The organism is Nostoc cf. commune SO-36, assembly GCF_023734775.1.
Lineage (GTDB): Bacteria > Cyanobacteriota > Cyanobacteriia > Cyanobacteriales > Nostocaceae > Nostoc > Nostoc commune_A.
In genome coordinates this window covers 3,155,276-3,181,131 of the sequence record NZ_AP025732.1, presented here as the reverse complement: position 1 = coordinate 3,181,131, position 25,856 = coordinate 3,155,276, and the positions used below count along the sequence as shown (strand labels likewise).

18 protein-coding genes and 7 pseudogenes are annotated in these 25,856 nt (G+C 40.3%); 12 read left to right on the top strand and 13 right to left on the bottom strand.

What is annotated here, in order from left to right; all coding sequences use genetic code 11:
• Positions 1–593: 593 nt before the first annotated feature.
• The 5 genes and pseudogenes from ANSO36C_RS14245 to ANSO36C_RS14225 all read right to left on the bottom strand — a co-directional run bounded on the left by ANSO36C_RS14245 (position 594) and on the right by ANSO36C_RS14225 (position 4,039).
• The gene (locus tag ANSO36C_RS14245; protein ID WP_251960053.1) at positions 594–1,343 is read right to left on the bottom strand and encodes an RNA-guided endonuclease InsQ/TnpB family protein; all 750 of its coding nucleotides are present in this window, start codon (positions 1,341–1,343) and stop codon (positions 594–596) included.
• Positions 1,316–2,379 (bottom strand): annotated as a pseudogene (locus ANSO36C_RS14240) (ISAzo13 family transposase). The gene ANSO36C_RS14245 and the pseudogene ANSO36C_RS14240 overlap by 28 nt, the downstream one beginning before the upstream one ends.
• Positions 2,380–2,618: 239 nt before the next feature.
• Positions 2,619–3,113 (bottom strand): annotated as a pseudogene (locus ANSO36C_RS14235) (RNA-guided endonuclease TnpB family protein); the annotation flags it as partial.
• A 92-nt stretch (positions 3,114–3,205) separates the two neighbouring features.
• Positions 3,206–3,433 carry a hypothetical protein gene (locus tag ANSO36C_RS14230; RefSeq protein ID WP_251960051.1) on the bottom strand — a complete coding sequence of 76 codons (228 nt, stop codon included), beginning with the start codon at positions 3,431–3,433 and terminating at the stop codon, positions 3,206–3,208.
• Between the two features lie 285 nt (positions 3,434–3,718).
• Positions 3,719–4,039, bottom strand: coding sequence for a TMEM14 family protein (locus ANSO36C_RS14225; RefSeq protein WP_251960050.1), 321 nt, complete (start codon positions 4,037–4,039; stop codon positions 3,719–3,721).
• Positions 4,040–4,126: 87 nt separating this feature from the next.
• Between ANSO36C_RS14225 and ANSO36C_RS14220 the strand changes: the two are divergent.
• The 3 genes and pseudogenes from ANSO36C_RS14220 to ANSO36C_RS14210 all read left to right on the top strand — a co-directional run bounded on the left by ANSO36C_RS14220 (position 4,127) and on the right by ANSO36C_RS14210 (position 8,328).
• A pseudogene (locus ANSO36C_RS14220) lies at positions 4,127–5,475 on the top strand (ATP-binding protein).
• 149 nt (positions 5,476–5,624) lie between these two features.
• Positions 5,625–6,914 (top strand): tellurite resistance TerB C-terminal domain-containing protein, encoded by a 1,290-nt coding sequence (locus ANSO36C_RS14215; RefSeq protein ID WP_251960049.1) that lies wholly within the window; start codon positions 5,625–5,627, stop codon positions 6,912–6,914.
• 85 nt (positions 6,915–6,999) lie between these two features.
• On the top strand, positions 7,000–8,328 hold the full coding sequence (locus tag ANSO36C_RS14210; RefSeq protein ID WP_251960048.1) for an ATP-binding protein: 1,329 nt from the start codon (positions 7,000–7,002) through the stop codon (positions 8,326–8,328).
• Between the two features lie 47 nt (positions 8,329–8,375).
• Here the strand turns inward: ANSO36C_RS14210 and ANSO36C_RS14205 are convergent, their stop codons facing one another.
• The 3 genes from ANSO36C_RS14205 to ANSO36C_RS14195 all read right to left on the bottom strand — a co-directional run bounded on the left by ANSO36C_RS14205 (position 8,376) and on the right by ANSO36C_RS14195 (position 10,775).
• The gene (locus ANSO36C_RS14205) at positions 8,376–8,858 is read right to left on the bottom strand and encodes a cupin domain-containing protein (RefSeq protein WP_251960047.1); all 483 of its coding nucleotides are present in this window, start codon (positions 8,856–8,858) and stop codon (positions 8,376–8,378) included.
• Positions 8,859–8,949: 91 nt separating this feature from the next.
• Positions 8,950–9,537 (bottom strand): Uma2 family endonuclease, encoded by a 588-nt coding sequence (locus ANSO36C_RS14200; RefSeq protein ID WP_251960046.1) that lies wholly within the window; start codon positions 9,535–9,537, stop codon positions 8,950–8,952.
• Between the two features lie 71 nt (positions 9,538–9,608).
• Positions 9,609–10,775 (bottom strand): n-acyl-d-glucosamine 2-epimerase, encoded by a 1,167-nt coding sequence (locus tag ANSO36C_RS14195; RefSeq protein ID WP_251960045.1) that lies wholly within the window; start codon positions 10,773–10,775, stop codon positions 9,609–9,611.
• Positions 10,776–10,970: 195 nt separating this feature from the next.
• Here ANSO36C_RS14195 and ANSO36C_RS14190 point away from each other — a divergent pair, with 195 nt between their 5' ends.
• Entirely contained in the window at positions 10,971–11,870 is a 900-nt protein-coding gene (locus ANSO36C_RS14190) for an aspartoacylase (RefSeq protein ID WP_251960044.1), read from the top strand.
• 148 nt (positions 11,871–12,018) lie between these two features.
• Here ANSO36C_RS14190 and ANSO36C_RS14185 read toward each other — a convergent pair.
• The 3 genes and pseudogenes from ANSO36C_RS14185 to ANSO36C_RS34225 all read right to left on the bottom strand — a co-directional run bounded on the left by ANSO36C_RS14185 (position 12,019) and on the right by ANSO36C_RS34225 (position 13,344).
• Positions 12,019–12,846, bottom strand: a pseudogene (locus tag ANSO36C_RS14185) (Rpn family recombination-promoting nuclease/putative transposase).
• Between the two features lie 109 nt (positions 12,847–12,955).
• Complete coding sequence (locus tag ANSO36C_RS34230) at positions 12,956–13,108, bottom strand: hypothetical protein (RefSeq protein ID WP_323374587.1); 153 nt, start codon at positions 13,106–13,108, stop codon at positions 12,956–12,958.
• Positions 13,105–13,344: a Rossmann-fold NAD(P)-binding domain-containing protein gene (locus tag ANSO36C_RS34225; RefSeq protein WP_323374586.1), complete on the bottom strand. Its 240-nt coding sequence runs from the start codon at positions 13,342–13,344 to the stop codon at positions 13,105–13,107. Before ANSO36C_RS34225 ends, ANSO36C_RS34230 begins: the two co-directional genes overlap by 4 nt.
• A gap of 109 nt (positions 13,345–13,453) precedes the next feature.
• Here ANSO36C_RS34225 and ANSO36C_RS14175 point away from each other — a divergent pair.
• The 4 genes and pseudogenes from ANSO36C_RS14175 to ANSO36C_RS14160 all read left to right on the top strand — a co-directional run.
• Positions 13,454–14,491 (top strand): annotated as a pseudogene (locus ANSO36C_RS14175) (glutathione S-transferase family protein); the annotation flags it as partial.
• Between the two features lie 15 nt (positions 14,492–14,506).
• Positions 14,507–15,398 (top strand): annotated as a pseudogene (locus tag ANSO36C_RS14170) (aspartoacylase).
• Between the two features lie 476 nt (positions 15,399–15,874).
• Positions 15,875–16,387, top strand: a complete 513-nt coding sequence (locus ANSO36C_RS14165) for a polysaccharide deacetylase family protein (protein ID WP_251960043.1) — start codon at positions 15,875–15,877, stop codon at positions 16,385–16,387.
• Positions 16,377–16,859: a polysaccharide deacetylase family protein gene (locus ANSO36C_RS14160; protein WP_251960042.1), complete on the top strand. Its 483-nt coding sequence runs from the start codon at positions 16,377–16,379 to the stop codon at positions 16,857–16,859. The genes ANSO36C_RS14165 and ANSO36C_RS14160 overlap by 11 nt, the downstream gene beginning before the upstream one ends.
• A 12-nt stretch (positions 16,860–16,871) precedes the next feature.
• On the opposite strand, the gene ANSO36C_RS14155 is transcribed toward ANSO36C_RS14160, so the two are convergent.
• Entirely contained in the window at positions 16,872–17,276 is a 405-nt protein-coding gene (locus ANSO36C_RS14155; RefSeq protein ID WP_251960041.1) for a response regulator, read from the bottom strand.
• Positions 17,277–18,316: 1,040 nt separating this feature from the next.
• Here ANSO36C_RS14155 and ANSO36C_RS14150 point away from each other — a divergent pair.
• The 4 genes and pseudogenes from ANSO36C_RS14150 to ANSO36C_RS14135 all read left to right on the top strand — a co-directional run bounded on the left by ANSO36C_RS14150 (position 18,317) and on the right by ANSO36C_RS14135 (position 24,730).
• Positions 18,317–20,758, top strand: a complete 2,442-nt coding sequence (locus ANSO36C_RS14150; RefSeq protein WP_251960040.1) for a dynamin-like GTPase family protein — start codon at positions 18,317–18,319, stop codon at positions 20,756–20,758.
• A gap of 112 nt (positions 20,759–20,870) precedes the next feature.
• Positions 20,871–21,898 (top strand): annotated as a pseudogene (locus tag ANSO36C_RS14145) (S66 peptidase family protein).
• A gap of 414 nt (positions 21,899–22,312) precedes the next feature.
• Positions 22,313–22,750 carry a CAAD domain-containing protein gene (locus ANSO36C_RS14140; RefSeq protein ID WP_251960039.1) on the top strand — a complete coding sequence of 146 codons (438 nt, stop codon included), beginning with the start codon at positions 22,313–22,315 and terminating at the stop codon, positions 22,748–22,750.
• Positions 22,751–23,164: 414 nt separating this feature from the next.
• Positions 23,165–24,730 (top strand): NAD(P)/FAD-dependent oxidoreductase, encoded by a 1,566-nt coding sequence (locus ANSO36C_RS14135; RefSeq protein WP_251960038.1) that lies wholly within the window; start codon positions 23,165–23,167, stop codon positions 24,728–24,730.
• A gap of 451 nt (positions 24,731–25,181) precedes the next feature.
• Here ANSO36C_RS14135 and ANSO36C_RS14130 read toward each other — a convergent pair whose 3' ends face one another.
• Complete coding sequence (locus tag ANSO36C_RS14130) at positions 25,182–25,781, bottom strand: GMC family oxidoreductase (protein ID WP_251960037.1); 600 nt, start codon at positions 25,779–25,781, stop codon at positions 25,182–25,184.
• Positions 25,782–25,856: the final 75 nt, after the last annotated feature.

The following is a 25,856-nucleotide window of genomic DNA, read 5'->3' as shown; positions in this document are numbered from 1 at the left end:
ACCGATTTTTTCGCCTTTTTGAACTGGATAGTTATTTCCGCCAAGCTGCACTAATGTGTGAATAACAATAAAGATTTGTACAATCTACTAATATCCCATCTTTTAGCTAAAAACCTGCCAAAGTGGCACCAAGTTTTTTACAATTACTTTAAAATTTGCTCCCAGATACGGTGACATCTTTACACTTTATCAGCATAGTTACTTAGATACATCTAGAGTAATTTGTGTGTTATAGCCGTTTTGATGTAACAAAGAAGCATCCCTAGATGTTTTTTGATGTTCAGTAGTTATCCTCAAAGCAGCGAAGAATTTCAGTAATCCTTCGCGTGACGAAGCATGACATTCAACGCTATTACTTTTATTTATCATCACAAAGCCAAAAAAACCGGACTTTTTAGGCGGTTAATAATTATTTTTTGATTTAATTTTTAGAATTGATGTCTGTAAGCCTTGCTATCAGGTCATTTGTGCTACCTACAAATTGTAGCTGACTATGGGCGATCGCAAACAAAGGCTACATGAGCGCTTCTTATGGAAGTCTACTTTTACCAAGGTTGCAACCGGGCATTTTCAAACATTTAATAGTAAACTACCTACACTGACGCTTCGCGTACAGTGTAGGCTTTTAGTAGCCCTGAACTATCTACACTGAGTTTACAGCACAAACAGTTCGAGCCTCTGGGCGAGTTTACAAGATTCGCCCCAATAGTAGCAATATTCTTTGCTCCGTTTAAATCAGCGTCACCACTCCAAGAACAAGCCTCATTAGTACATCTGAAACGCTTATCAGAACGCAGTCCAATATGTAGGCATTGATGACAAGTAAGACTAGTCCATGCTGGAGGAACAGCAATTACTTCTACTCCAAATTGGATGCCTTTGTATTCCAAAAAAGACCTTAATTGATAGAAAGACCAAGAATTTGAACGCCTACGCTCTGTTTTGTTTCTTGGCTTTTGATTAGTTCTTTCACGAATACCCGTTAAGTCTTCAATTGCCACTGCTGCATTATTTTTTAATGCGTCCTGAATAATGGACTTGCTAATGTTGTGGTTTAGCCATTGTTGAAATCTTCTCTCCTTCCCCGACAACCGTTTCAAAGTCTGTTTTGCTCTGCGGCGAGTAGACCTTGTGCCTTTCGTGGCTTTCCTTTGGAAAGAACTTCTCACTCTAGAAAATCTGTCTCTAATATCGTTAATTTGCTTTCCATCCCACTTATCATTATTGCTAGTTACAGCAATGTCTCTGCGCCCAAAATCAACACCAATTACATTAGTTGACTTGATTAGGGACTTGCAAGAAAATAAAGTACCAGCTAAACAGGGACAATAGTAATATCCCATTTGGGTAATGTTTCAGAACGCTGCCATTGGGGTTGGTATTGTTCTAACTCTTGCGAGAGAACCTTGATTCCTTTGTGATATGTGGTTTGAACCAGATGTACAATGGGAGCAATTCCTTTCCAAGTCATATTGGCGGCCCATTGTGCTGCGGCGGCAACAGAATCTAAAATCGCACCATTCCAATAGTTCTCCAAGGCAGCCCAACACCGCTCTATTGGATTGTACTTGCTATGGTAAGGGGGATAATAAATCAGTCGAATTTTTAAATTAATTGCACAAGACAACTCAACCATGCGTTTGATAAATTGTGTGCGGTTACTGCGAGTAGCGGCACCGCCATCAAGATCAATCACCCACTCATCAAGTTCCAGGTAATTGTGTTGATTCTCATGCCACCAAGCGGTTAAACAATCGACGATAAAATCACTGGTTTCCGCCGACTGACCCAAGTAAATCGATAGCTGGTCATTATGTGTATTGAGAATGCCAAAGGGAACTAAGACTGATGACCACTGTGTATCGTGGTCATCAGCAGCTTTCGCCTCCATTGTCCGAGCTTTACCGCCTCTAGAAAGGTTGCCAATCTTCACCTTAGCTTTAGTATCTATAGACACTCGCAACGATTTGGGGTTTTCATCTGATGCCTGATTCTCCCGGAACACATTCTCGAAAATGGCATCAGTTTGCGGAATCTTTTTCAAGGGTTTCGTTTTTTGTGTTTTTTTAGGCGATACCCTAAGCGATTGAGAATTTCTCCACAAGTTTGACGAGATGGCAATTCGCTCTCGTTATAGCCATGAACACTTACTAATGCTTCTCTTACTGCTCTGGCACTAATGCGGGCATACAGAAAGGTCGATTGAAATTTAGGGTCGGCTTGAGCTTGAGCATCCACCAATGAACGAATATCTGCTTCTAAGTTGGGCAATACCTCAATACTATTGTGTCGTCCCCTTGCCTGATAATTCTCTACACAGACTATCCCCGTCCGCCTTTCATGCAAGCCGAGTTGCACACTCTGGCGATTCCATCCCATAACGGTTTCTGCAATGCGTGCTGAACTATCGAAGTAATCTTCGGTAACTTTTGCCATGAAATCTCGTTTGCGATTGCTAGTCAGTTTCTGTGCTGCATCTTTAAAGGTCGATTTGATGGTGTCGGTGAGCATGAATTGAGGGATTCCCATTCTAGATATTTAAACTAGGCGCGGACAGTTCACCGCTTCTTCTCTTCTAGAATGGCTGGTATTTTATTTTCTTGCAAGTCCCTTAGTGTTGGTGGCTCATCCTTGATTTGGATGTGGATATAGTAGTTACCATCACGATGCTTGCATAGTTGTGCCGATGTTGGCTTTCTGCCTTTTAATTTACCTCTTTGGTAATTACCAGCATCAATTTTGATGTGTTCTCTACCATTCGTCAGAGTTAAGCTAACAGTCCAGTCTTTCTCTCTAAATGAGAAAATTCTGGCATCATAATCAGCCGATGTTGGCTTAAATGTTTTAACTGGCTTGTCTTTTTGTTTGGCAGTTTTGCGATTAGCTCCAACTCTGGCACAAGCACGAACAGCTAAATTTGCGCTTAACCCAAAAAAAGCGCGAATCTCGTTATAAACCAGATTTTGAATAGTCATCTTACTGGTTATTTGAGACTTAACTTTTTCGTTGGCGTAGTTACACGCATCAGCAAAAGCTTTTAGTACCAGTTCGATTTCTTCTGCCTGTCTTTGAGAGGGGTTGAGTTTGCAAACTAGCGTCAATACTTGTTCCATGACTTCGACCTAATCACATGTGAATATAATACATTCAAAATAGTCGTGTTGTACCAAACATTTGTTTGGGAAAAGCTCAACTATCCCTCTCCCTAACTTCGCTGACGCTCAGTATTGGTCAAGGGATGTTTCGCTTTTCCCCCGCAATTCCTCTCAACACTGAAACGGTACTCCGTTTCAGTGTGAGCCTCCTTGCGGAAATAGGTGAATTGGTAGTAAGGGCTGCCACCTCTCTTGCTACCGGCAGCAGCCCCAAGAGCAGCATTTCCAGCCCAGAGGCTAGGAAACGAGGTTTTAAATTTCTCGTAGGGGCATGGCATTGCCATGCCCTTATTAGCATATTTGTATCATTATTAAAGTGAAATAGTATAAGCCGTGCCCATCTGTTTGTGCAGCCGCGACTTTCAGTCATCCTAGTATAAGAGTTGTCTGTCTCTACTCATGTACCTGATTTACACAAAAATCACCATAACTCATCGAGAACGCTGGAAATTCTTAGGCAAGGGTAACAAGTCATAGTAATATAAATGTACTAGTACATTTCAAGACAGAGAAAGTCATGGCATATCAAAAAAAGGAGGGTGATTATTGCTAAAAGATTGATATTACCTAAAAGCCATCATTTGATTCACCATCACCGCTAATGCCAGCACACCTAAAATCGTCATTAATCCTGCTGGCATAAACTTACGTGTCTTTGCTAGTCTAAATGCAAAGAATACTACTAAAGCAGCAGTAACTAACACTGCTAAAGTTGAACCCCAGGTTTGCCCTTGGAGTTGAAAGAAAGCGGCAAGTAGTAGTAATAAACCGCTAATACTACCACTTAGCAGTGAAACTATACTTGTAGCCTGAACGTAACCAATAATGCCACCAACAATCGCTAATATACCGTAGGCAAAAGCAGCAATTATACCTAAATTCATTGTTAAAACCTATGTAGACTTTGACTTTACTGCCAGGGTCAGCAGACAATTTACCATAGCTATTTAGCTATACCACACAGTTGATTGATGGATAATCAAGCGATGCCAATGGCAAGTACTTCCTCATATACAAAGGTTCAACATCTCCAGCGCCAAGCAGCCTCACTTTTACTGTACCAGTCAGTTCTTCAAGGCGAAGTGGGGATAGCATTTCTAGAACTGTTACAAGCTATACGTTACACTGAAGCCGATGCACGGGGTTGTCTCCAAGCCTATGGCAATTACTTCTACGCTTTGGCTGCTAAAAACCAGAACTGGGAAGACTATTTAATTACTCAACTTCTCTTCTGTGAGAATCCCTTTACAAGGCTAGCCCAACAGCGAAAATTTGAAGATTTGTCTCCGGCTTTAATAGCAGCAGTTCAGCATGATTTACAAATACTACAAAATCTCTATGAATGTAGTAGCGCTTCTTTAAGCGAGTGGGTACAAAGCGTTGCTCAGATGCCGATTTCGCCAGTGGTGTGGTATAAAGAGCAAGAATTGGTAGGAGTAGAGACAAAGTTCGCTACATATCTACAAGAGTTAGACAATTGGGGTGATGTTGTAGAAGAGTTAGCAACTTATTATCGGCAATACGGCTCTGGTTTATTTGCAGAATATCGCGCTTTACGCTGGCAAGCTGGCCAGGTTTTATCGGTATTCGGTATTCTGACCCCATAAAGCTGAATGCGCTTGTCGGTTACGAGTCTCAAAGAGATGCTTTGCTAAAAAAATACAGAGTTTTTATTATCAGGAGAGATGGCACTGCACGTATTACTTTACGGTAGCCGTGGTTCAGGCAAATCTTCTTTGGTGAAATCTTTGTTGAATGAGTATAGTAATCGCAACCTCTGCTTGTTGGAAGTGGCAAATCTGATTTAAAAGACTTGCACAAATTGTAGAACATTTACGGGTGTGTCACAAAAATTTATTATCTTTGTCGATGACCTTCCTTTGAAGAAGATGATGACGCTTTTAAAGCCCTCAAGGTGGTTTTAGAAGGTAATTTAACCGCACGGCCGCAAAATGTAGTTGTGTACGCAACTTCTAATCGCCGCCACCTGATTCGGGAGTTTTTTGTGGATAGACCTGCACCCAAGGATAACGAAGAAATCCATGCCTGGGATACGATGCAGGAGAAGCTTTCGTTTAGCGATCGCTTTGGTTTAACCTTGACCTTTGAACCAGCCAATCAGAAAACTTATTTAAAAATTGTACAGCATCTAGCCGCACAAGCTGAAATTAATATTACCCAAGAAGATTTGGAATTTCAAGCATTACAATGGGCAACTCGCCACAACGGTCGGTCTGGACGTACAGCACGGCAGTTTATTGATTTTTTAAAAGCAGATTTAAAACTTTTTCATGCAAATAGCAATACATCCAATACCTAGCATTAACTATTTTACTATGTGTGTTTTAATTACGAATTATTTTAGTGAATCCTCTCTCAATGGGAGACACAAAGAGCAAACGAGCGCCCTTACAAATTAGGATGAGAAATACTTATTCTGATAATTTAAATTCGCTAAAAAATAGCAATATGCAATCAGTAATGATCAGCAATCGACTTATACTAATGATAGTTGCCTTTAGTGTGAGCTTTGGTCTTAGCCTTGTCCCAAGCTGGGATTTTAATAAAGCCTTTCTCACAGGTGTAATCACTGCCGCTACTATGTATACAGCAGCGCTATTCGTAGATAAGCGACGCAGAAATTATGAAATGTTTGTTTTAACTTCTATCCGCAAGCGAATTAAAGATATGGAGGGATTAAAGGCTCGTGTTGTTAGAGAAATAAATCAAATCGAAGAACACCATAATTTATTATATGCTGAATCCCAACAACTGCAAAATCAAGTTACAGAAAGCCGTAATCAAAGGGATAGTCTACATCGAGAACTAAGAACATTTGCAGGACAAAAAAAACAGTTAGAAACTGAAATAAATAGCCTGCAAGCTGAAATTAATAACTTGCAAAAAAATCAAGCAGAATTGAACAATACTTTTTCTGTTCTCACATCAGAAAAACGCCGTTTAGAGTCTAATTGTAATGTATCTCGTGCGGAAATAACCCAGTTGCAAAGTCAAATTTCCGAACTCCAGCAGGAGAAACAAGAAATTGAAAGCAATTTAACCCTTTTAGGCAGACTCAAACCCCAATTAGAAGAAAAACTATACGAACTGCGAATTGCAATTCAAGAGCTAGAAGTTGAGACAACCCAAAAAAATCAATTGCTGATAGCGACAAAAACCGAAAGAGAAAATATCCAAGCTATCCTTAATTCTTCACAAACCCAACTAGCAGAACAAAAAGCCGAATTACAGCAGTTACAAGGGCAAGTTTCGTTATTGCAAGAAGAACGAGACTCCTTGCAAAATCAAGTATGGGAACTACTACAACAAGTAGAAACATTCAATTCAGAGCCTTTGTCTAATAATTTACAAGAAGATGATATTGAATTGTTTCCATTTTCAGAAATACTTGAAACTTCAATAACCGTAGACATTTCTGATTCTCAAACATCGGAAAATCTACCCGAAGAATGGGCTAATTTTCTCGAAAATCTTCCAGGACATGAATTACAAGTATTAAAAGCGATAGTTGAACAAGATAATCCCAAAGGTGCTATTAAAAAAATTGCTGAAGCAAACATTACGATGCCGAATCTATTAATCGATTCTATAAATGAACGGGCAAATGATATTATTGGTGAATTAATAATTAATTCTGATTCGGAAACTCCAGAAGTTTACCCTGAGTACATAACCTATGTAAAAAAAATAATTGCAATTTATGAAGACATTATGGCTAGACATACTTCATCAAATTAAATTATTATTACCGTAGTCAGATTATTAGTAAGGTGAATATTTACCTTACTTACTGCGTTTAGAATTTCAAAGTGAAGTGTAATACATGGCAAAGCTCAAAATCTCGAAAAAAATCTCCACTGCTTTAATCAATTCCCTTGGTGCAGGCGTAGTACCAAGAGTAGGAGTTGAATATATAGCAGTAGGGCGAGAACAAGAACTAAAAAGCCTGTTACAAAATCTCGATGATATTGCAGAAGGTGTTGCAGCATTTCGCTTCATAATTGGTAACTATGGTTCCGGGAAAAGTTTTTTATTACAACTAATCCGTAACCGAGCGATGGAGCAAGGTTTTGTAGTAGCTGATGCTGATTTATCCCCTGAGCGCCGATTAGCTGGAAGCAACCATGAAGGTGTAGCTACCTATCGAGAATTAATGAGCCACCTAGCTACAAAAACTCGTCCTGATGGTGGTGCTTTAGTCTCGATTTTAGAAGGATGGATTAATAAAATTCAACAAGAAGTTGTCAAAGAAACTGAAATGCGTCCGAATGACGATGGTTTTGATGACAAAGTTGAATCGAAAATTAGGGAAGTAGTTCAGTATATTGAAGACTTAGTTCACGGTTTTGATTTTGGTAGCGTGATTATCGCTTATTGGCGTGGCTACCGAATGGATGATGATAATTTAAAAAATGCGGCGATGCGCTGGTTGCGGGGAGAATTTACGACTAAAGTTGAAGCGAAAGCAGCTTTAGGAGTGCGCGTGATTATTGATGATGATAGTTGGTATGACTATATAAAAATGTTTGCGAAATTTGTCGCTGAAATTGGTTATAAAGGACTGTTAATTTTAGTTGACGAAGCCGTACATTTATATCAAATATCGACTACAGTCACGCGGGAAAAGAATTATAATCGACTCCTCGCAATGTTTAACGATACCATGCAATGTAAAGCAGAACATCTTGGCATTGTTGTTGGTGGAACAACTAAATTTTTAGAAGACCCCAAACGCGGACTTTTTGCAGACCAAGCTTGGCAAAGACGCACAAAAGAAAGTCGTTTTGTTGCACAAGCCAATGTTCAGGAACATTTAGGGCCAGTGATTCGGCTAAATCCGTTGAGTGAAGGAGAAATATTGACGCTTCTGCAACGTTTAGCTGAGATTCATGCACTCAATTTTGGGTATGAACAGACTTTGACAAATCGTGAGTTGAAGGAGTTTGTGCAAGAAATTATTAATCGCTTGGGTGCAGAAGCATTACTGACACCAGGGGAAATTGTGCGAGATTTTATGAGTGTGCTGAATATTCTTCACCAAAATCCAGGGATTGTGTTTGGTGAATTAATTCATGGCTCTAAATTTAAACCTACTGCTATGGGTAAGGATGCAGATGTGGATGAAGATGGCGTAGCGGAATTTAGTTTGTAATTAATAATGAAGACACTGAATACAGAAGAACAAGCAGATTGAAAAATTCATCTGTTTTCAGGATTGGTTAAAATAGCTTTGGGTTGATTAGCATTAAATAAAGAAGCAGACAACAGAATAATCGGCTTGTTTGTTTGGTTTTCTCCATAATGAACCATTCCGGCAGATTCAACTAAAGAATCTCCCACTGTAAGCTGTATAGTTTTCCCTTTTTGAAGAATCAATTCTGTGCCGTTAGCTTTCGTTACTTTAGCTTCTCCTTGCACAACAGTATAAGTTAAACTTCCCGCCTCTACTCGTTCAATCTGCATTCCTGGATGAGTATGAGTAGGGAGTTTTGCTTTTGGTGCGATAGTATAGCGTACAAGCTCAAGAATCTGCTTTTTATCTTGAGTAGGATAACCACTCGCTAAAACTTCACGGGTAACAGATTGAGTGTAAGTATTGGGTGAGGAGATTTCTTGGCTCTTAACAACTACACTGCCAAAAGCTAGGATAGCTAATGGGAAAATCAGAGACAGTTTTTTCATATTAAAAGTTTTTTGTTTAGGCAATACCTTTAATTAAATCATTTTGTGTTTAGGTTTAACACTTCTTACCTAAGCGATCGCACCAACGAAATCATCCACTAGCATCCTTTGGGAACAACCGGCTTAAGTTTAATAATGCATCTTCAAATCCAGGAATTGCTACTGACTGATTCGATAAAGAAATCTGTTTGCTGAGATAGCTAAACTTATTTTGAGCATTTTGATACGGCTGGCTATAACGCTCAAGTTGACGAGCCGGCAAATTCACAATCCAGTAATGAGAAATTCCGGCTTCTGCGTACAATGACAGCTTAGTTATTTGGTCGTAATCTATTGTTTTATCCGAAATTTCAATCACTAATAAAATATCTTCGGGATAGGGATGATGAGCGAGATAATCTTCATCTTTTCCTCGTGCAATGACAACATCCGGTTCAGGTTCACTCTGGTTAGGAAGAGTGATCGGATCTTGCCCACGGATGACTACTTCATCACCTAGAAGCCGATCTAATTGACGGCATAGGATAGAACTACAAACTGTATGAGGCGTTCCCTTTGCTGTCATTTGAATCAGTTCCCCTCGAATCAATTCAATATGATTGGCCTCTGTGAGAAATCCGAGTTCAATCAATTGATGGTATTCTGCGATCGTAAATCGCTTAGGTGTCACAATATTCATGAGACATCTTTCCAATAGTACTTGTACACTAGCAGAGATTAAACTGACTGCGTTGTTTACCGCCGCAGGCATCACAATGCTTCAAATTGCTGCCAACAAAGGTACAATGCACGCGGTACGTGAAAACATCCTTTCCATTTGCCGCCTTTGAGGTTCAACAGGACTTCTCCACGCCGATTGAGATAGCCAAACCACTCACCGTATTCTGAATCAGCAAAGTGTGACCAGGCGTAATCGTGCATTTTTTGATACCATTCCCAACACACCTCACGCCCACTCAAGCGATAGCCCATCGCTAATGCAACTAAAGACTCTAGGTGAACCCACCACAGCTTTTGATCCCATTCCAATTGTTGTGGTGGATGACCGTCTGCATCCATAAAGTAATACAACCCCCCGTACTCGCTATCCCAAGCAAAATTCAGGATGTTTAGCACTACATCCACGGCTTGGTTAATAGTTTTGGTGTCGTTTTGGCGACGTGCGATGTCCATGATGAACCACATAGCTTCGATACCGTGACCTGGGTTAATTAGCCTTCCTTCAAAACAATCTATGTGGGAACCGTCAGGGGCAACGTTTTCGTACATTAGTCCCCGTTCTGGGTCGAGAAAATCGGTCATCACTTCGTGGACAGTTTCAGCTAGAACATTCTCTAGGGTTTCTCTTGGCAGCAACCATTCCATTTCTAGAGTCAGGTTAGCTAAAATCATCGGTACAGCCAATGATTTCATCGGGCGTGTGGCGGGATAGGTTTTATTATATTTGCCCTTCGGGTTGTCTTTGCGGCGTAATACGTTGTTATAAGCTTGCATTGCCACATCCTTTGCCCATTCTTCGCCGCTAGCGAGTGCATATTGACTAAATGCCATTGCTGCAAAGCAGTCAGAAAAAATATTGTAAGGCTGAACCAGTGGTTTTCCTTCACGAGTGAGGGCAAAGTACCAGTTACCATCGCTATCTCTGCCATGTTGGGCGAGAAAATTAGCGCCATTGCTAGCAATTTTTAACCAGTTTTCGCGTTTTTCTAACTGGTTGCAAAGCATCGAAAAAGTCCACACTTGGCGGTTTTGCAACCAGATGAATTTGTCGGTATCATAAATTTTGCCGTAGCGATCGAGGCAGGTGAAATAGCCGCCTTGCTGCCAATCGAGAGAATATTTTTCCCAAAATGGAAGGACATCGTTGAGGAGAGCGTTTTTGTAATGTTCAGCGAGCGCTTGAAAATTATACTCCATAAATTTCCTCCTCTTTGCTAAAAGTAACAGCTTAACAGTTATCACATTTTGGCTCTAACATGGAGCGTAGGCGTAGCCCGTCGTAGACATCGCGTCAGTTTTATACAAGATTTTGTCAGCAGCAGGTATACTTCTATCTTGTATCTTGCACCATTCTCAATAACTGTAGGGTAGTTTTTTAGATATGAGGTTGTTATGAGTCAGATTGAACGAGTTGCGATCGTTGGAGGAAACCACGGTAATGAGTTAACAGGAGTACATCTTGTCAAAAAGTTTCAGCAGTATCCAAATTTAATTGATAGATCAAGTTTTGAAACTCTGGCATTACTTGGCAATCTCAAAGCTATTGAAGAAGGCAAACGATACATTGACAAAGATTTAAATCGTTGCTTCACTAATCAAGGTTTACAAAATTCCCAACTCTCAAGTTACGAAGATAAGCGGGCGAAAGCAATCCAACAAATACTGCAACCGCAAAATCAGCCTTTTGTAGATGTAATTGTTGATTTGCATAGCACAACTGCCAACATGGGGTTAAGTCTGATTTTTTGTGATATGCATCCTTTATTACTTCGGTTAGGCGCTTATTTAAGTTCTATCAATCCGATGGTAAAGGTTTTTGTCAATCAACAATCTAGAGAAGGTGGTTTTCTCCGTTCTCTATGCGAATTGGGTTTTGTTATAGAAGTTGGCGCTGTGGCTCAGAATACCTTAAACGCCGAATTATTTCAGCAAACAGAACAGCTTATTTATGCAGTTTTAGATTATTTTGAAGGGTACAACAAAGGTAATATTCCGCAAAAAAATAGCACGCTTACACTCTATGAATACATTGAGACGATCGATTATCCTAGAAGCGATGTCTACGGGGGGTTGCACTTACGCGGGGAGATTCAAGCTATGATTCACCCCCACCTTCAGTTTAAGGATTATGAACCTTTGAATCCAGGCGATCCAATGTTTCTGACTTTTGAAGGAAAAGATATTTTATATGAGGGAGAGTCTACTGTTTATCCTATTTTTATTAATGAAGCAGCTTATTACGAGAAAGGAATTGCGATGTATCTAAGCAAAAAGCAGCAACAAGTAGTTTAATTTATTGCTAAATAAAAAAAAGTAAATCATATTTATGATGCAACCTTTGAGTGCATATTTATCAATTTTGCTCGAAATATAGTTCTCATTATCTAACTGAAAATTAAAGACTAAAACACAGCTTTTTGAGCTTAAGATTAACCTGGTGCTACTGCAATGTACTGAACCAGGTTTCTAAATCTGCGATCGCCTGAAAATCTAACAAAGCTTCACCGAGATTTTCTAATTTTTCTAGAGAGAGGGTTTCAATGCGCGATCGCACCTCTTGGGGTAATTCTCCTACACGGCGAGTTAGCAGTCGGAGAATGAGCGATCGTTCTCGTTGTTCTCCTCGTTGTTCGCCTTCTGCAAGAATTTCTTGATAAATTACTGACTCGCGCATCATACCCTCCCGAAATAATTGTCGAATTAAGTCCTTTTTGTATTTTAACCCCGCTAAGATTTGCGTGTAAGCAGAAATTTCTGGTCGTACTCCTGGCTCAAGTTGATTAACTTGTTCCACAACTCGTTGCAACAAGGTTTGGGGTTGCGTGGTTGCTGCCAGTGGTGCTAACGGTAACAAAGCTGGATCATTGAGAAATAGTTCGGGATTTTCTTCCCATAAGGAAATCACACAGATATTCGTGACGGGTGGTTTCGACACTGAAGACAGTTTCAATTACTGTATTTAGTGCAGGGGGAAGCAATAATACAACAACTTGCGTTATTGGGAGACGATACAACCGATATAACCTTACCCAGTAACTCGAGCATCCGCAGGGGTAGAGGGTGGTGTGGATTCTAGTTTAGTTTGAAATTCCAGGTGTAAAATGCGTCCTTGTAGCTGTAAAAATGTGACATAATCAGCACGAATCGGCTCAATACTCAATTCAGTTTTGAGGACTTTCACACTTGTTTGCGGTGTACCCAAAACCCAACTTGCAAAGGTAACGGGATGTTTTTCAGAAAGTAGTTTGCACAGGTTATCAAAGGACATTGATGAATTATGAATTATTAGAACTTACAGCACGGGTAATGGAAAACGAACCACAGAGGACGCAGAGGACACGGAGAAATAAGAGTTTGGGAGGGTTTTTGCGTAAGTCCTAATTATAAACTTCAGGGTTGACACAATTAGGCAAGCGATCGCCCCTCAATCCCGCAATTAAGTTTGCTATCGCCATTGCTGCCATTTTTGAACGCGTTTGACTGCTGGCACTGCCGATATGAGGTGCAATAATTAGATTGTTTAAGGTCAACAACAGGCTATCGCTGGGAATCGGTTCTGGTTCTTGAGTTTCCCTGAGTCGATGAGTTGCCGATCAATTTGGTCAGTCAGCAGACATAGTAAACCATCTATTTCCTTAACTTTTTCTAGTAAAATTTCGTAGGGAGGGGGTTGGCGTTCTGGCCAAACTTCCACAGTGGTGAGCGATCGCAGTTGCTCTAATTCGATGGGTAAGCGACGAGTAACGAAAACTTTAGCTTGAAGCATAATTATTGAACCTTTTATCTCTTCAAAAAGATATATTACTGGTTCATTTTGTCTTTGCTTCGTCTACGCTGAATATAGATGTTTATCCGTGGTGCTGTAGTACAAATTTATGACTAACTCAACTCCAATGGATGACGAGAAAAAGCTCCCCAAGAAGAAAGGCAAGTCGCTTCCTCCCAAGCTGATTATCTGGCTAGGAAAGTTTATCTGGACGAGTATGTGGCAGATAATGATGTCAAACCTTGCTCCTCGCAATCAGTCGGGAGCATATATTCGTCCTAATAGCCAGTTTCGCAAGTTTATCGGCACAGAATCAGGGAATCCACACCCACCAGCAACGGGGCGCTACAAACTCTATGTTGGGCTGGGCTGTCCTTGGGCACATCGAACTTTGGTTGTGCGATCGCTCAAAAAACTCGAAGCGGTAATATCAGTGGGTATCGTCTCTCCTTCTCCTATTGAAGGCGGTTGGATATTTAACCAAGAAGAAGAAGGTTGTCGCACACTGGCTGAATTTTATCAGAAGGCAGAACCCGGCTACAGTGGACGCTCTACAGTGCCAGTACTATGGGATAACCAAACAAAAGCGATCGTCAATAATGAGAGTTCAGAGATTATCGTCATGCTGAACTCTGAGTTTAACGAGTTCGCCAACAATCCGACGCTAAATCTTTACCCAGAAGAACTTAAAGAGAAAATTGACTGGTGGAATGAAAAGATTTATCACGCGGTAAATAACGGTGTGTATCGTTGCGGCTTTGCCCAAACTCAAGAAGCATACAATCAAGCTTGTAATGAACTGTTCGCAACTCTTGATGAAATTGAGCTTGCATTGCAGACTAACCGTTATCTCTGCGGAGAAAATCTGACACTCGCAGATGTGCGGTTATTCACGACATTATTTCGGTTTGATAGTGCCTACTATGGGCTGTTTAAATGCAATCGGCAGCGAATTCGAGACTATCAGAATCTCGGAGCTTATCTGCGTGACTTGTATCAGCTTCCAGGTGTGGCTGATACTTGCGATGTAGAAACGGTGAAGCGGGATTACTACGGGAATCTATTCCCACTCAATCCCGGCGGAATTATCCCCAATGGGCCAGATATGTCTTATCTTAATCAACCACACGATCGCGATCACATCGGCAAGGTTCAATGCTTCATGAACCAGATTAATCGAGTTGCAATTGTCGGTGGAACTCATGGCAATGAGTTTACAGGAGCCTACCTAATCCAAAAATTTGCCCAGTTTCCTAATTTAATTACAAGATCAAGTTTTGAGACAGTCACCCTATTAGCAAATCCTGATGCTTTTGCTGCCGGCAGGCGATATGTAGAGAAAGACTTAAATCGCTGTTTTCTCAAGCAAGATTTACAAGATCCGGCTCTAAAAACTTACGAAGAATTGCAAGCTAAGTTAATTCAGAATACCCTAGCCTCAAATGGGGATAAACAAGCAGATTTGATTTTAGACTTGCATAGCAGCACAGCTAATATGGGTCCTGACAATTATTTTGGTAAACAGCCATCCCTTAAACTTGAAATTGGCTGCTTATCTGAGCCAAGTTAATCCTTTAGTGAAGATTTATCGCTGCTCTTTTAAATCAGTTGCAGAAAACCCATTTGTAAATTCTCTGTGCGAATTAGGCTTTGCGATCGAGGTTGGCCCGATTGCCCAAGGTATCTTAAAAGCGATGCTGTTCCAACAAACTGAAGAACTTGTTCATACGGTTCTGGACTACCTAGAAAAGTTTAACCAGGGTGAAATATCGTCAAATAAAGAAACGTTGATTCTTTATGACCATTTATCAGTTGTGGACTACCCAACAAAACCGGATGGGACAATCTTTGGGATGATTCATCCAGAACTTCAAGACAAGGATTATCAAGCCTTAAATCCAGGAGATCCAATTTTTATAACCTTTGATGATAAAACAATTATTTATGATGGTGCATCTACCGTTTGGCCTATTTTTATTAATGAGGCAGCTTACTACGAAAAGGGAATTGCCATGTGTTTGACTCAGAGGCAGCAAATAAATTATATAGTATAAAGAAAAATTTTTTGTATAACCACTTTTTATGGTAGATAATGATAAGAATTTAGCATCCAAATCATTAATAACTATATTTAGTGCAATGTCTGCGACGGGCTAGACCTACGTTAAAACTTACTTGTATAAGTTTAAATATGCCTTAGTTATGATATATTGATTACCAATAATTAAGTATCAAGGTAAAAAGTTGTCTAAAAAACTGATTAAGTCAAGATTAAAGGAGCGCTGAAAACCCATTACCTTATTTGCCGGGAACATTTTTTACAAACATGGGACATTAATCTGGGCGATGCCTAAGACAGGCTACGCTTACGGGTGCTGCTTTTAAACTAAGTCTTGATTTTGAACATGAGGAACAGTAAACCTTCTGGCTTAAGGTTTTTCCTATCAGTCGAACGATGAAACTTGACCGATAAAACCCAAATCTAACACTATAATTTCCTTTTAAAATTGTCCAAATACTTAAACTCATAATGAAAACCAAGCAAAAAGGAAACAGACCAATCGCCAGTCTTTCTTTAGACTTGGATAATATTTGGTCTTATTTAAAAAATCAGGGCGCTCCAGGTTGGGAGACTTTTCCCTCTTACCTCGATATCGCAGTACCTCGCTTCCTAGATATTCTCCAACAATGGGATTTGACAATCACAGTATTCATTGTGGGTCAGGATGCAGCCCTAGAAAAGAATACTAAGGCAATACAAGCGATCGCTAACGCCGGTCACGAAATTGGCAATCATTCATTCTATCATGATCCTTGGCTACATCTGTATTCAGAGAATGAAATTGAAGAAGAGGTAGCTCTTGCCGAAAAACATATCAAGCGTGTCACTCATCAACATCCTATGGGCTTCCGGGGGCCAGGATACAGTTTTTCTCCAGCAGTATTGAAAGTTTTAGCACGACGCGGATACGAATATGATGCTTCGACTTTCCCCACATTTTTGGGGGCCTCTAGCACGAGCTTATTATTTAATGACCTGTAAATTGAGCAAGGAAGAACGTAAAAAACGGGAAGCCCTGTTTGGCGGTTTTAAAGAGGGTTTACAACCTTTAAAGCCTTACCAATGGAAGATGGGGAAAGATAAACTGACTGAGATTCCCGTTACTACCATGCCAATTTTCAAGGTGCCAATTCACTTCAGTTACATAATGTATATAAGTACATTTTCTTCAGAATTGGCGTTACTCTATCTGCGAATTGCCCTCTGGCTGTGTAAACTTACACGCGTCCAGCCTTCTTTGCTACTGCATCCTACAGACTTTGTAAGTCAAGAAGATGTGCCAGAACTATCATTCTTTCCTGGTATGAGTGTCCCTACTTACAAAAAGCTGGCAATAGTCAACAAAAGTTTAGAACTTATATCCAGTCAGTTTAATGTTTTGACTGTTGGACAACACGCCAAATTCGTAGGCGGCATCCGTGAACTGCCTGTATTAATACCTCAAAAAAGGTAAAAATATCATTTATTACCAATTACAAGAAGCAAACAAATTAGCGACAATCTCAACTAGTTCTCCTGGAGATACTGGTTTAGATACATGAGTATGAAAGCCAGCTTCCAAAGCGCGAATACGATCCTCGCTATCGTTATAAGCAGTTAAGGCAATAGCTGGAACTTGTCCACCCATATCTGGCTTAAGCGCTCGTATTTTTCGGATAAAAGTGTAGCCATCTTCCCCAGGCATACCTATATCACAAATTAAGACATCAGGTTGCAATTGCGGTAAAACTTCCCGTGCTGCCGGTGCAGATGGAACAGCTACAATGGTCGCTCCATCTGCTTCTAACACTGTAGTAATAAAAAAGCGAATATCATCATCATCTTCAACTACAAGAATATTTAAGCCAGCAAGAGGCAGAAGAGGTTGCATAACAAATTACACTATCTTGTCTAACAACAATGCCGACGTAAAATATAAAATACTGAAAGGTTTCATTTTACTTTAGGTCTAAACCCAACAATCTTGTAGCTAACAATAACTTTCAACTATTTTATATATTATCTCTATCATACATTATATAATGTTAACATTTGTATAGTGTTTGAGAAAGTGTTTGAGAATTTAAAAGATAGATAAGTAAGTAGACGCAATTAAATATAAGATGTCATTGCGATCGCAACGTTCGCGGTAGCGCCTCATAGAGAAGTGAAACGTGGCAATCCCAGTCTTTGCGATTGCAACTTTTAGAGACGCTCCGCAAACACTTCGTACCCTGCGGGAAGACTAACGCCAACGCAATGACGAACTATCTTATATTTATTTAGATGCACCTACTTAATGAAATAGCCCTGAATTTTATCCTAACTGTATTTTGATATTAACCATATTTATAAATAAGTAAATGGGCGTAAATAAATATAATATTTTCCGTCATTGCGAGTGAAGCGAAGCAATCCCAGAGACTTTGCGATTGCTTCGCTTCACTCGCAATGACATCTTATATTTAATCATGCCTACCTACTTAGTCAGGGATAATTTCTAATTATTGATAACCTTGACAAAATTTTTTAAGCTTTGTCTTAAATGCCTTGGGGTTTCAATCTGATTGCAAAAATTTTCGTTAGGCAATAGTTATTAGTGAGTTGTTTAAGTAATATCCAGCAATTAAATTGCATGAAGAAGAATTCAGAAGTCAGAATTCAGGAGTCAGAATAAATCAGTGGGGGATTCAGACCCACCACTGATAGCGTAGCGTTAGCAAATCGTCGAGCGTCTTTAAGACCACCAAATTGAAAATTTAGTGGGGGTTTTAAACCCGTTTATTCATCCACCACTCGTACAGAATTCATACTGAATTCTGACTTCTGATTCCTGAATTCTGTTTAGATAAAAATTATCAGGAATTTTACTGAACCGTCAAGACAATTAATATTACTAATATATAGATAAATATTGTCAGGATGCTGAATATGTCAGATTTATCGCTTCAGTGCCAAAATTTGCGAGAGCAAGTTGAGTCCATATTACAACTTTTACAACAAGAACCAACGCTACGTTCTCAAGATATTACACTCGTACAAACTTCTTTAAGCAAGGCAATTTCTCCGAAGTTTGAGATTGTCTTTGCGGGGGCATTTAGCGCTGGTAAATCAATGCTAATCAATGCACTATTAGAAAGAGAATTACTCTACAGTGCAGAGGGACACGCTACAGGTACAGAATGTAAAATCGAGTATGCAGATATAGATAAAGAACGTGTTGTTTTAACGTTTTTAAGTGAAGTAGAGATTCGAGAACAAGCAGTTTCTTTATGCCAACAACTAGGATTTAAGACAGTACCTAATATTAACCAACCTGATTTAATTAACTTGCTACGTCAAGGTTCTGAAACTATTATTCAGCAGGAGGGTGGTGAGAATAAATCAGAACGTGCAAAACAGGCGAAGGCGTTAATGTTGTTGCTAGAGGGATATATAGCAAACCGCGATCGCATCAACACGGTTAATAATGCTACATATTCAATGGAGCAATTTAACTTTTCTAATCTCAAAGAAGCGGCTGGATATGCGCGTCGTGGTAGCAATAGTGCAGTCTTGAAGCGAATAGAATATTACTGTAATCATCCTTTGTTACAAGATGGTAATGTAATTATTGACACGCCGGGTATAGATGCACCAGTAGAGAAAGATGCACAACTAACTTATACCAAAATTCAACATCTTGATACTTCGGCGGTAGTGTGTGTGCTAAAACCTGCCTCGGCGGGTGACATGACGAAAGAAGAAACACAACTTTTGGAACTAATGCGGGAGAATGGGGGAGTACGCGATCGCGTTTTCTATGTCTTCAATCGCATCGATGAAACTTGGTATAATACTCAGCTACGGCAACGATTAGAGGATTTAATTAGTGGGCAATTTGCCAATTCAAGCAAGGTTTATAAAACCAGTGGATTATTAGGATTTTACGGCAGTCAAATTAAACAGACAAACCAACGAGATAGATTTGGTTTAGATTCTGTTTTCGCAGAAAGTATTAAAGGTTTAGATGGAAAAGAAGAAACACCACAATTTGTCTATGCGTTTAACAACTACTGTGTAAATTCAGGAAAACTGTCTTCTACTAAATTCCGTGTCTCTGTTAACGGCTTTGAAACTCCAAATCAAAATTATGTAAGGATTTTGGGAGATTGGGGAAATGAACTTATAGAAAAGCTAATTCACGATAGTGGCACTGAAGAATTTCGCACCGCAATTACTCGCTATCTTACGGAAGAAAAGCGTCCCCAATTATTTAAAAATCTTGCTGATGATTTGGAAGATGTTTGTATTAACCTGAAGAAACATTATCAGAGTGTCCAACGCAATTTAGATAGTCAACCCCAAGAAATTGAGACGATGAAGGTGCAAGAGTTGCAACGTCTCAATCAGCAACTTCAGCAAATTGGTAGAGACTTTAATGAGCATATCACAGAAGAAGTTAACCAAATAATTAATAATTCTTGTGATGCTTTTGAAGCAGATTTTAAGCAATTGCAATCAAGAATGATTCGCCGTTTAGATGAATTGCTAGATACTTTTTCTGTAGCTTCTGCTTATCAACGTGCAACCATCAGCCATCCCCGTAACGCTACCGCACCTTTAATTGCGATTTTAGTAGAGGCATTTTATTACTTAGCAAATCAATTAGAAGATATTTTGGTTGAATCTTCTCACCAAGTTGTTACAAATTATTTTCAGAGGTTGATTGAAAAGATTCGCAAGTCAGAATATTATCGCCAGTTGTATCGGCTGTTAGATAATGATGGTGGGATTGAACAAGAGATCAGAATGTTAGAAAAAGGAGTTGCTAAAGCATTATTTAGTGCAGCTAGTGTAGAGTGCGATCGCTTCGTAAGAGAAAGCCCCAGATTTTACGATGAAGGCACTTTTTCTATATATCAATTTCGCCAAACTTTATCACAAACTTCTCAAGGTTATGACGCTGAAAGTATCGTAGAAGCAGAACCAGCAATTAGGCAATTATTGAAGCTAGATTTTGAACCAAAAGTTTCCCAAACTATTCGGAAATCGTTCCGTCAAACCATTAATCAAACACTGAAAACTCTTTTGTTACCAATGGCAGAACAGCAAGCAGATGAGATTTTGCAGCAATACCCACAGGCGCGGGCTTATTTAGAGAAAACACTGCAACAAGAAGCTGAAGAAAAAATTGCAACTAATCGCCGACTATTAAGTGTTGTTGAAGAAAATATTGCAGCATATAATTCAGCCGCTTTGAGTATTAATAGTTGTTTACAGTCTATGCATTTATATGACCATCTTTTGCCTGTAATTGGTGATTCGTTGGACACTGATGATAAGTTTGCTAATAATGGATTTGTGATTTCAGATATGGTACAAAAGGTTTAATTTTATATATCGCAATCCTCTTTTGCGAAAATTCGCGGTATCCACATCCCCGACTTCGTAAAAGTTGTCGGGGATATAACTTTTGAGAATACTAATCCCCAACTGAATAGTTATGAATATCAAGCGTCGGCAATTTCTTGCAACGTGTGGGCTGGCTACCTTAGCCACTCAAATACCAACACTTACCGCCCAAGGGAAGCCATCTCTAAACACCATCCGTAAGCCACCCCACCTGCAAGCAGGCGATACCGTAGGATTGATAGCCCCTGCGGGTATTGTTGACGCTAAAGACATTGAAGCAGCACAGAAAGCAGTTTCACAGTTAGGGTTAAAAGTCAAGCTGGGGAAGCATATTTTAGATCGTTACGGCTATTTAGCGGGTAAAGACAGCGATCGCGCCGATGATGTAAACTTGATGTTTAGCGATCGCACCATCAAAGCAATTATCCCCATGCGTGGCGGTTGGGGTTGTAATCGCATTCTACCCCTACTCAAATACACGCTAATCCGCTCCCATCCGAAAATTATCATCGGTTACAGCGATATTACAACGCTGTTGTTGGCAATTAATGCCCGTACTCAGGTGATTACTTTTCATGGGCCAGTTGCTACATCTACCTGGAATCAATTTACAGTCGATTACTTCAAGCGCATCCTATTTAATGCTGAAGCTGTGACTATGCAAAATCTCAACCCTAGCGAAGTGCGGGTGGAGACAATAGCACCGGGAAAGGCGAGAGGTAAACTTGTAGGTGGAAACTTATCAGTTCCTATCAGCGATGGTAGGTTCACCTTACCTACCTTCTTGGAACAAAAGCATCCTGTTTGTAGAAGAAGTTGGCGAGGATGTTTATCGTATAAGATAGGATGCTGACGCAGTTAAAAACTTCTGGGATACTTAATCAAATTGCTGGCTTTATCTTTGGGCAATGCACTAAATGTAGTCTTGGAGATGAACCGTCATTCACATTAATGCAAGTATTGCAACAACACATACTTCCTTTAGGTATTCCTGCTTGGTACGGTTCAATGATTGGTCATATTAAGGATAAATTTACTTTACCAATCGGTGTAGAAGTGGAAATAAATGCCGAACTTGGGACAATACGAATGTTAGAAGCGGGTGTTAGTCTTGTGTAAATGAGGCGGGAGGTTGGAATAAAAAATAGTGGCTCACATTTTATCTAAGCAGTAAATGTCAAAAAGCTAAAACTAGCTAAATCAATACATACAATCAAATCTAGCTAGTTTGATATGCTTATTAACACCTTACACTTAAATCAAATATCCTCACATTGTTAAAGGTTTATTTGCTTAAGTTGTAATACTTGCTCTATCACACTTATAGAAGACAAAATCTATGCCAAAAGATTGATGAGAAGGAAATTTAAAAATGCCTAAATATTATTAAAGTCTTAATAAATTTGCAAATAAATATTTAGCTGTGCCGCTAAGGAGTAATAAATCTAGTTGTAAAGCAAGTGTTGCCAAAATTTATCATAACAAAGTGTAAACTTTAAAACCGCTCTCATTGCAGAAAATCAGGAGATAATTATGGATACCGAATTACAGCAAGATCAGTATGTCAATACTGCTTCCCCAAACCAGATAGAAGCACTTAAAGGTTCAGAGTCTGGAAACTTGGCAATGTTGCCACCCGCCTCGAAAAATGAAGAACAATGGCAAAAAATTGGTAAGCAGATTTCTATATTTTTGGCAAAAATACCTGAGTACACAGGTAGATTTTACCAAGAATACAAATCGCTGATTGTCAGCTTTGCGTTGCTTGTGATAACAGTGACTGCACTAAGGATTTTTCTAGCGGTACTCAACGCCATAAATGATATTCCCCTACTTTCTCCATTTCTCGAATTAATTGGACTTGGTTACACAATTTGGTTTATTTTCCGCTATTTGCTCAAAGATTCCACTCGGCAAGAATTAGCAGCAGAAATTCGCTTGCTTAACAAACAAACTTTAGGCAGAGAATAATCACAGACTTTAAGCTAATTAAAGTATGGTGATATAGTCAACTTCTACATCTATATTCACCAGGTTATGGGAATTAACATTTCCCATAATCCAAATCAAAAGGAAACTAATGTTGCTCTTGATGAAAAATCTCTGGAACACTCAACTACCCAATTAAAAAGATATTATTACTCGTTGCAACTGCGTTGGGAAGGGGGTTAGCTTTTTCCATGACGTAAAAAAGTCATTGTTCAAGTAAAGTTTCGGCAGAAGGCAGATTCTCCCTGCCTCTTGCCCCCCTTGCTAATATCTTGATAGATAGTACGCATTTCTCCTCGCTATGTTACGACTAACAGAAGTAAGCTCCCGCTTGATCATGCTGAAGATGAGATCAAGACCGCCATCCTCAAAAAGCTGCAAATCACGGACGAAGAATTGATCAGCTATTCCATCTTCAAGCGTAGCTATGATGCCCGTAAGAAAGGAGAGATCGCTCTTGTTTATATTCTGGATGTAGAAACGACTCAGGAAACTCATCTACTCAAGCGCCTGAAAAAAGATCCTCATATAATGGTTACGCCAGACATGAGTTATTGCCCAGTGGCACAAGCACCAAGCAATTTGGCGATTCGCCCCATCGTGATTGGTACTGGGCCTTGTGGATTGTTTGCGGGTTTGATGCTGGCGCAAATGGGTTTTTGCCCAATCATTTTAGAACGTGGGAAACAAGTCCGCGATCGCACTGCTGATACTTTTGGCTTTTGGAAGAAAAAATCAGACTTCAACCCCGAATCAAATGCCCAGTTTGGCGAAGGTGGGGCGGGTACATTCTCTGATGGCAAACTCTACAGTCAAGTCAAAGATCCTCAGCATTATGGGCGTAAGGTACTAACCGAACTCGTCAACGCGGGAGCCTCACCAGAAATTCTTTATATTAACAAACCGCATATCGGTACTTTTAAACTGGTGGGAATTGTCCAAAGTATGCGTGCCAAAATTGAATCTCTCGGCGGCGAAATTCGCTTTCAAAGCCGGGTGGAAGATATCAACATCGAAAATGGACAGGTGCAAGGAGTCACCCTCGCCAGTGGGGAATATATCGCTAGCAATCATGTAGTTTTGGCAGTGGGGCACAGCGCCCGCGATACCTTCCAAATGCTATTTGAACGTGGGGTTTACATAGAGCCTAAACCTTTTTCCATCGGCTTTCGGGTCGAACATCCGCAGACTCTCATCGATAAATGTCGTTTCGGCACTCAAGCTGGTCATAAGCTTTTAGGTGCTGCCGATTACAAACTGGTTCACCACTGCCAAAATGGTCGTTCTGTTTATAGTTTCTGTATGTGTCCTGGGGGTTTAGTGGTTGCAGCCGCATCAGAACCGGGGCGACTTGTTACCAATGGGATGAGCCAATACTCTCGCAATGAACGCAATGCCAATAGTGCGATCGTTGTGGGCATCACCCCCGAAGATTATCCGGGAAATGCCTTGGCAGGAATTGACTTTCAACGGCGCTTGGAAGAACGAGCTTTTGAATTAGGCGGCGGAACTTATGAAGCTCCGGGGCAGTTGGTAGGTGACTTTCTCAACCATCGCGCCTCAACTGCATTGGGCACTGTTAAACCGTCTTATACACCTGGGGTACATTTGGGTGATTTGAGTGAGAGTTTACCAGATTATGCGATCGCAGCTATCCGCGAAGCCCTTCCGGCTTTTGAGAAACAAATTAAAGGATTTGCGATGAATGATGCTGTGTTAACTGGGGTAGAAACCCGCACATCATCACCGATTCGGATTAAACGCAATGAGTATTATCAGAGTTTAAATACAGTCGGTCTTTATCCGGCTGGTGAAGGCGCGGGATACGCCGGGGGAATTCTCTCAGCTGGTATCGATGGGATTAAGGTAGCGGAAGCGGTGGCTTTAAGTATTTTGCAAACCTTGACACTCCCCGCGATAAATCGACCGGGATTCTTGGTTCAACGAAACCACTTAATCTAGAGTCCTTGCGTCATCTAGACCATAGGTGGGATTCTCCCCAAGCGTTAACTTTCCGAGTGCCCCTCGGTAGTTGCATTTCTGCAAGTCCTGTTTTACTTGAAACAATTTGTTCCAAAATTCTGAGTCGTCTAGCCCCTATGAATCTTTTACCTACTGCTAGGAGGAAACTAGAAAAATGCAGTAGAACCGCATAGATGAGGCAGTGCGGTCTTGGGGTTTCCCCAAGTAGAGCAACTGCCGTTCAATTATCAAGGTTTAGTGCTTTGTCTTTTGACAGCTAGGTTTTTTAAGTGGTTGATTACCTTTCCACTATTATTAGCATAGTGTACTGGTACACTAATTAATTGAAAGCCGTCCTAGAAGGACGGGGCTTTAAACCCAATTTTTCGGTAAATCACAAAATCTAAGGCAGGGTAGCTCACTGAATGGTTGCTACTCTGCCTTCCTGCGATTAGTTGCTCACCATTAAGTGAGCCACCCGTTCTGCTAAGGCAGCGATAGTCATAGAAGGGTTGCGTCCAACAGCTTGAGGTAAAATTGCCCCATCCGCGACGTAAAGATTTTTGTAGCCAAAGACTTCGCCTTTATGATCGACAACGCCATCTTCAGCAGTTGTGCCCATTTTGCAACCCCCCAGAGGATGCACTGTCAACAAACTACGAAGAACCGACCAGTACAAAGGAATGTAAAGTTTACCCCCGTTAGCTTGGGAAAGTTGCTTTTGCAGATTCAGGATGGCATCAATTGCAGACTTTGAGCGCTGGATATTCCAGTCAAGTTTTAAGTCTGTTTCCCAAGGTTTGAGCCAGTTGCGACCGAGAGAAAGTTTTCCGTCGGCAGCATCAACACCCGCACCTAGCCAAACCATAACATTGCTTAAGGGATTTTTTTCGTCCAGTCCACGTTGCAAATGGTTGCGTAAAGCTAAGGCGAATAGGCTGAATTTGCCAGAATTAACTTTGCTGCTAATGGCATTCAGCAACATATTGGGAAAACCATCATCTTCAATAATAAAACTCTCACCTTCAAAGCTACCGTCGGTAAAGTCCATACCTGCGGTAATAGTTGGGCCAATAGACTGCTTAACCTCAACATCTTTACCGTAAAAGTCGGGGGTCAGAACGTT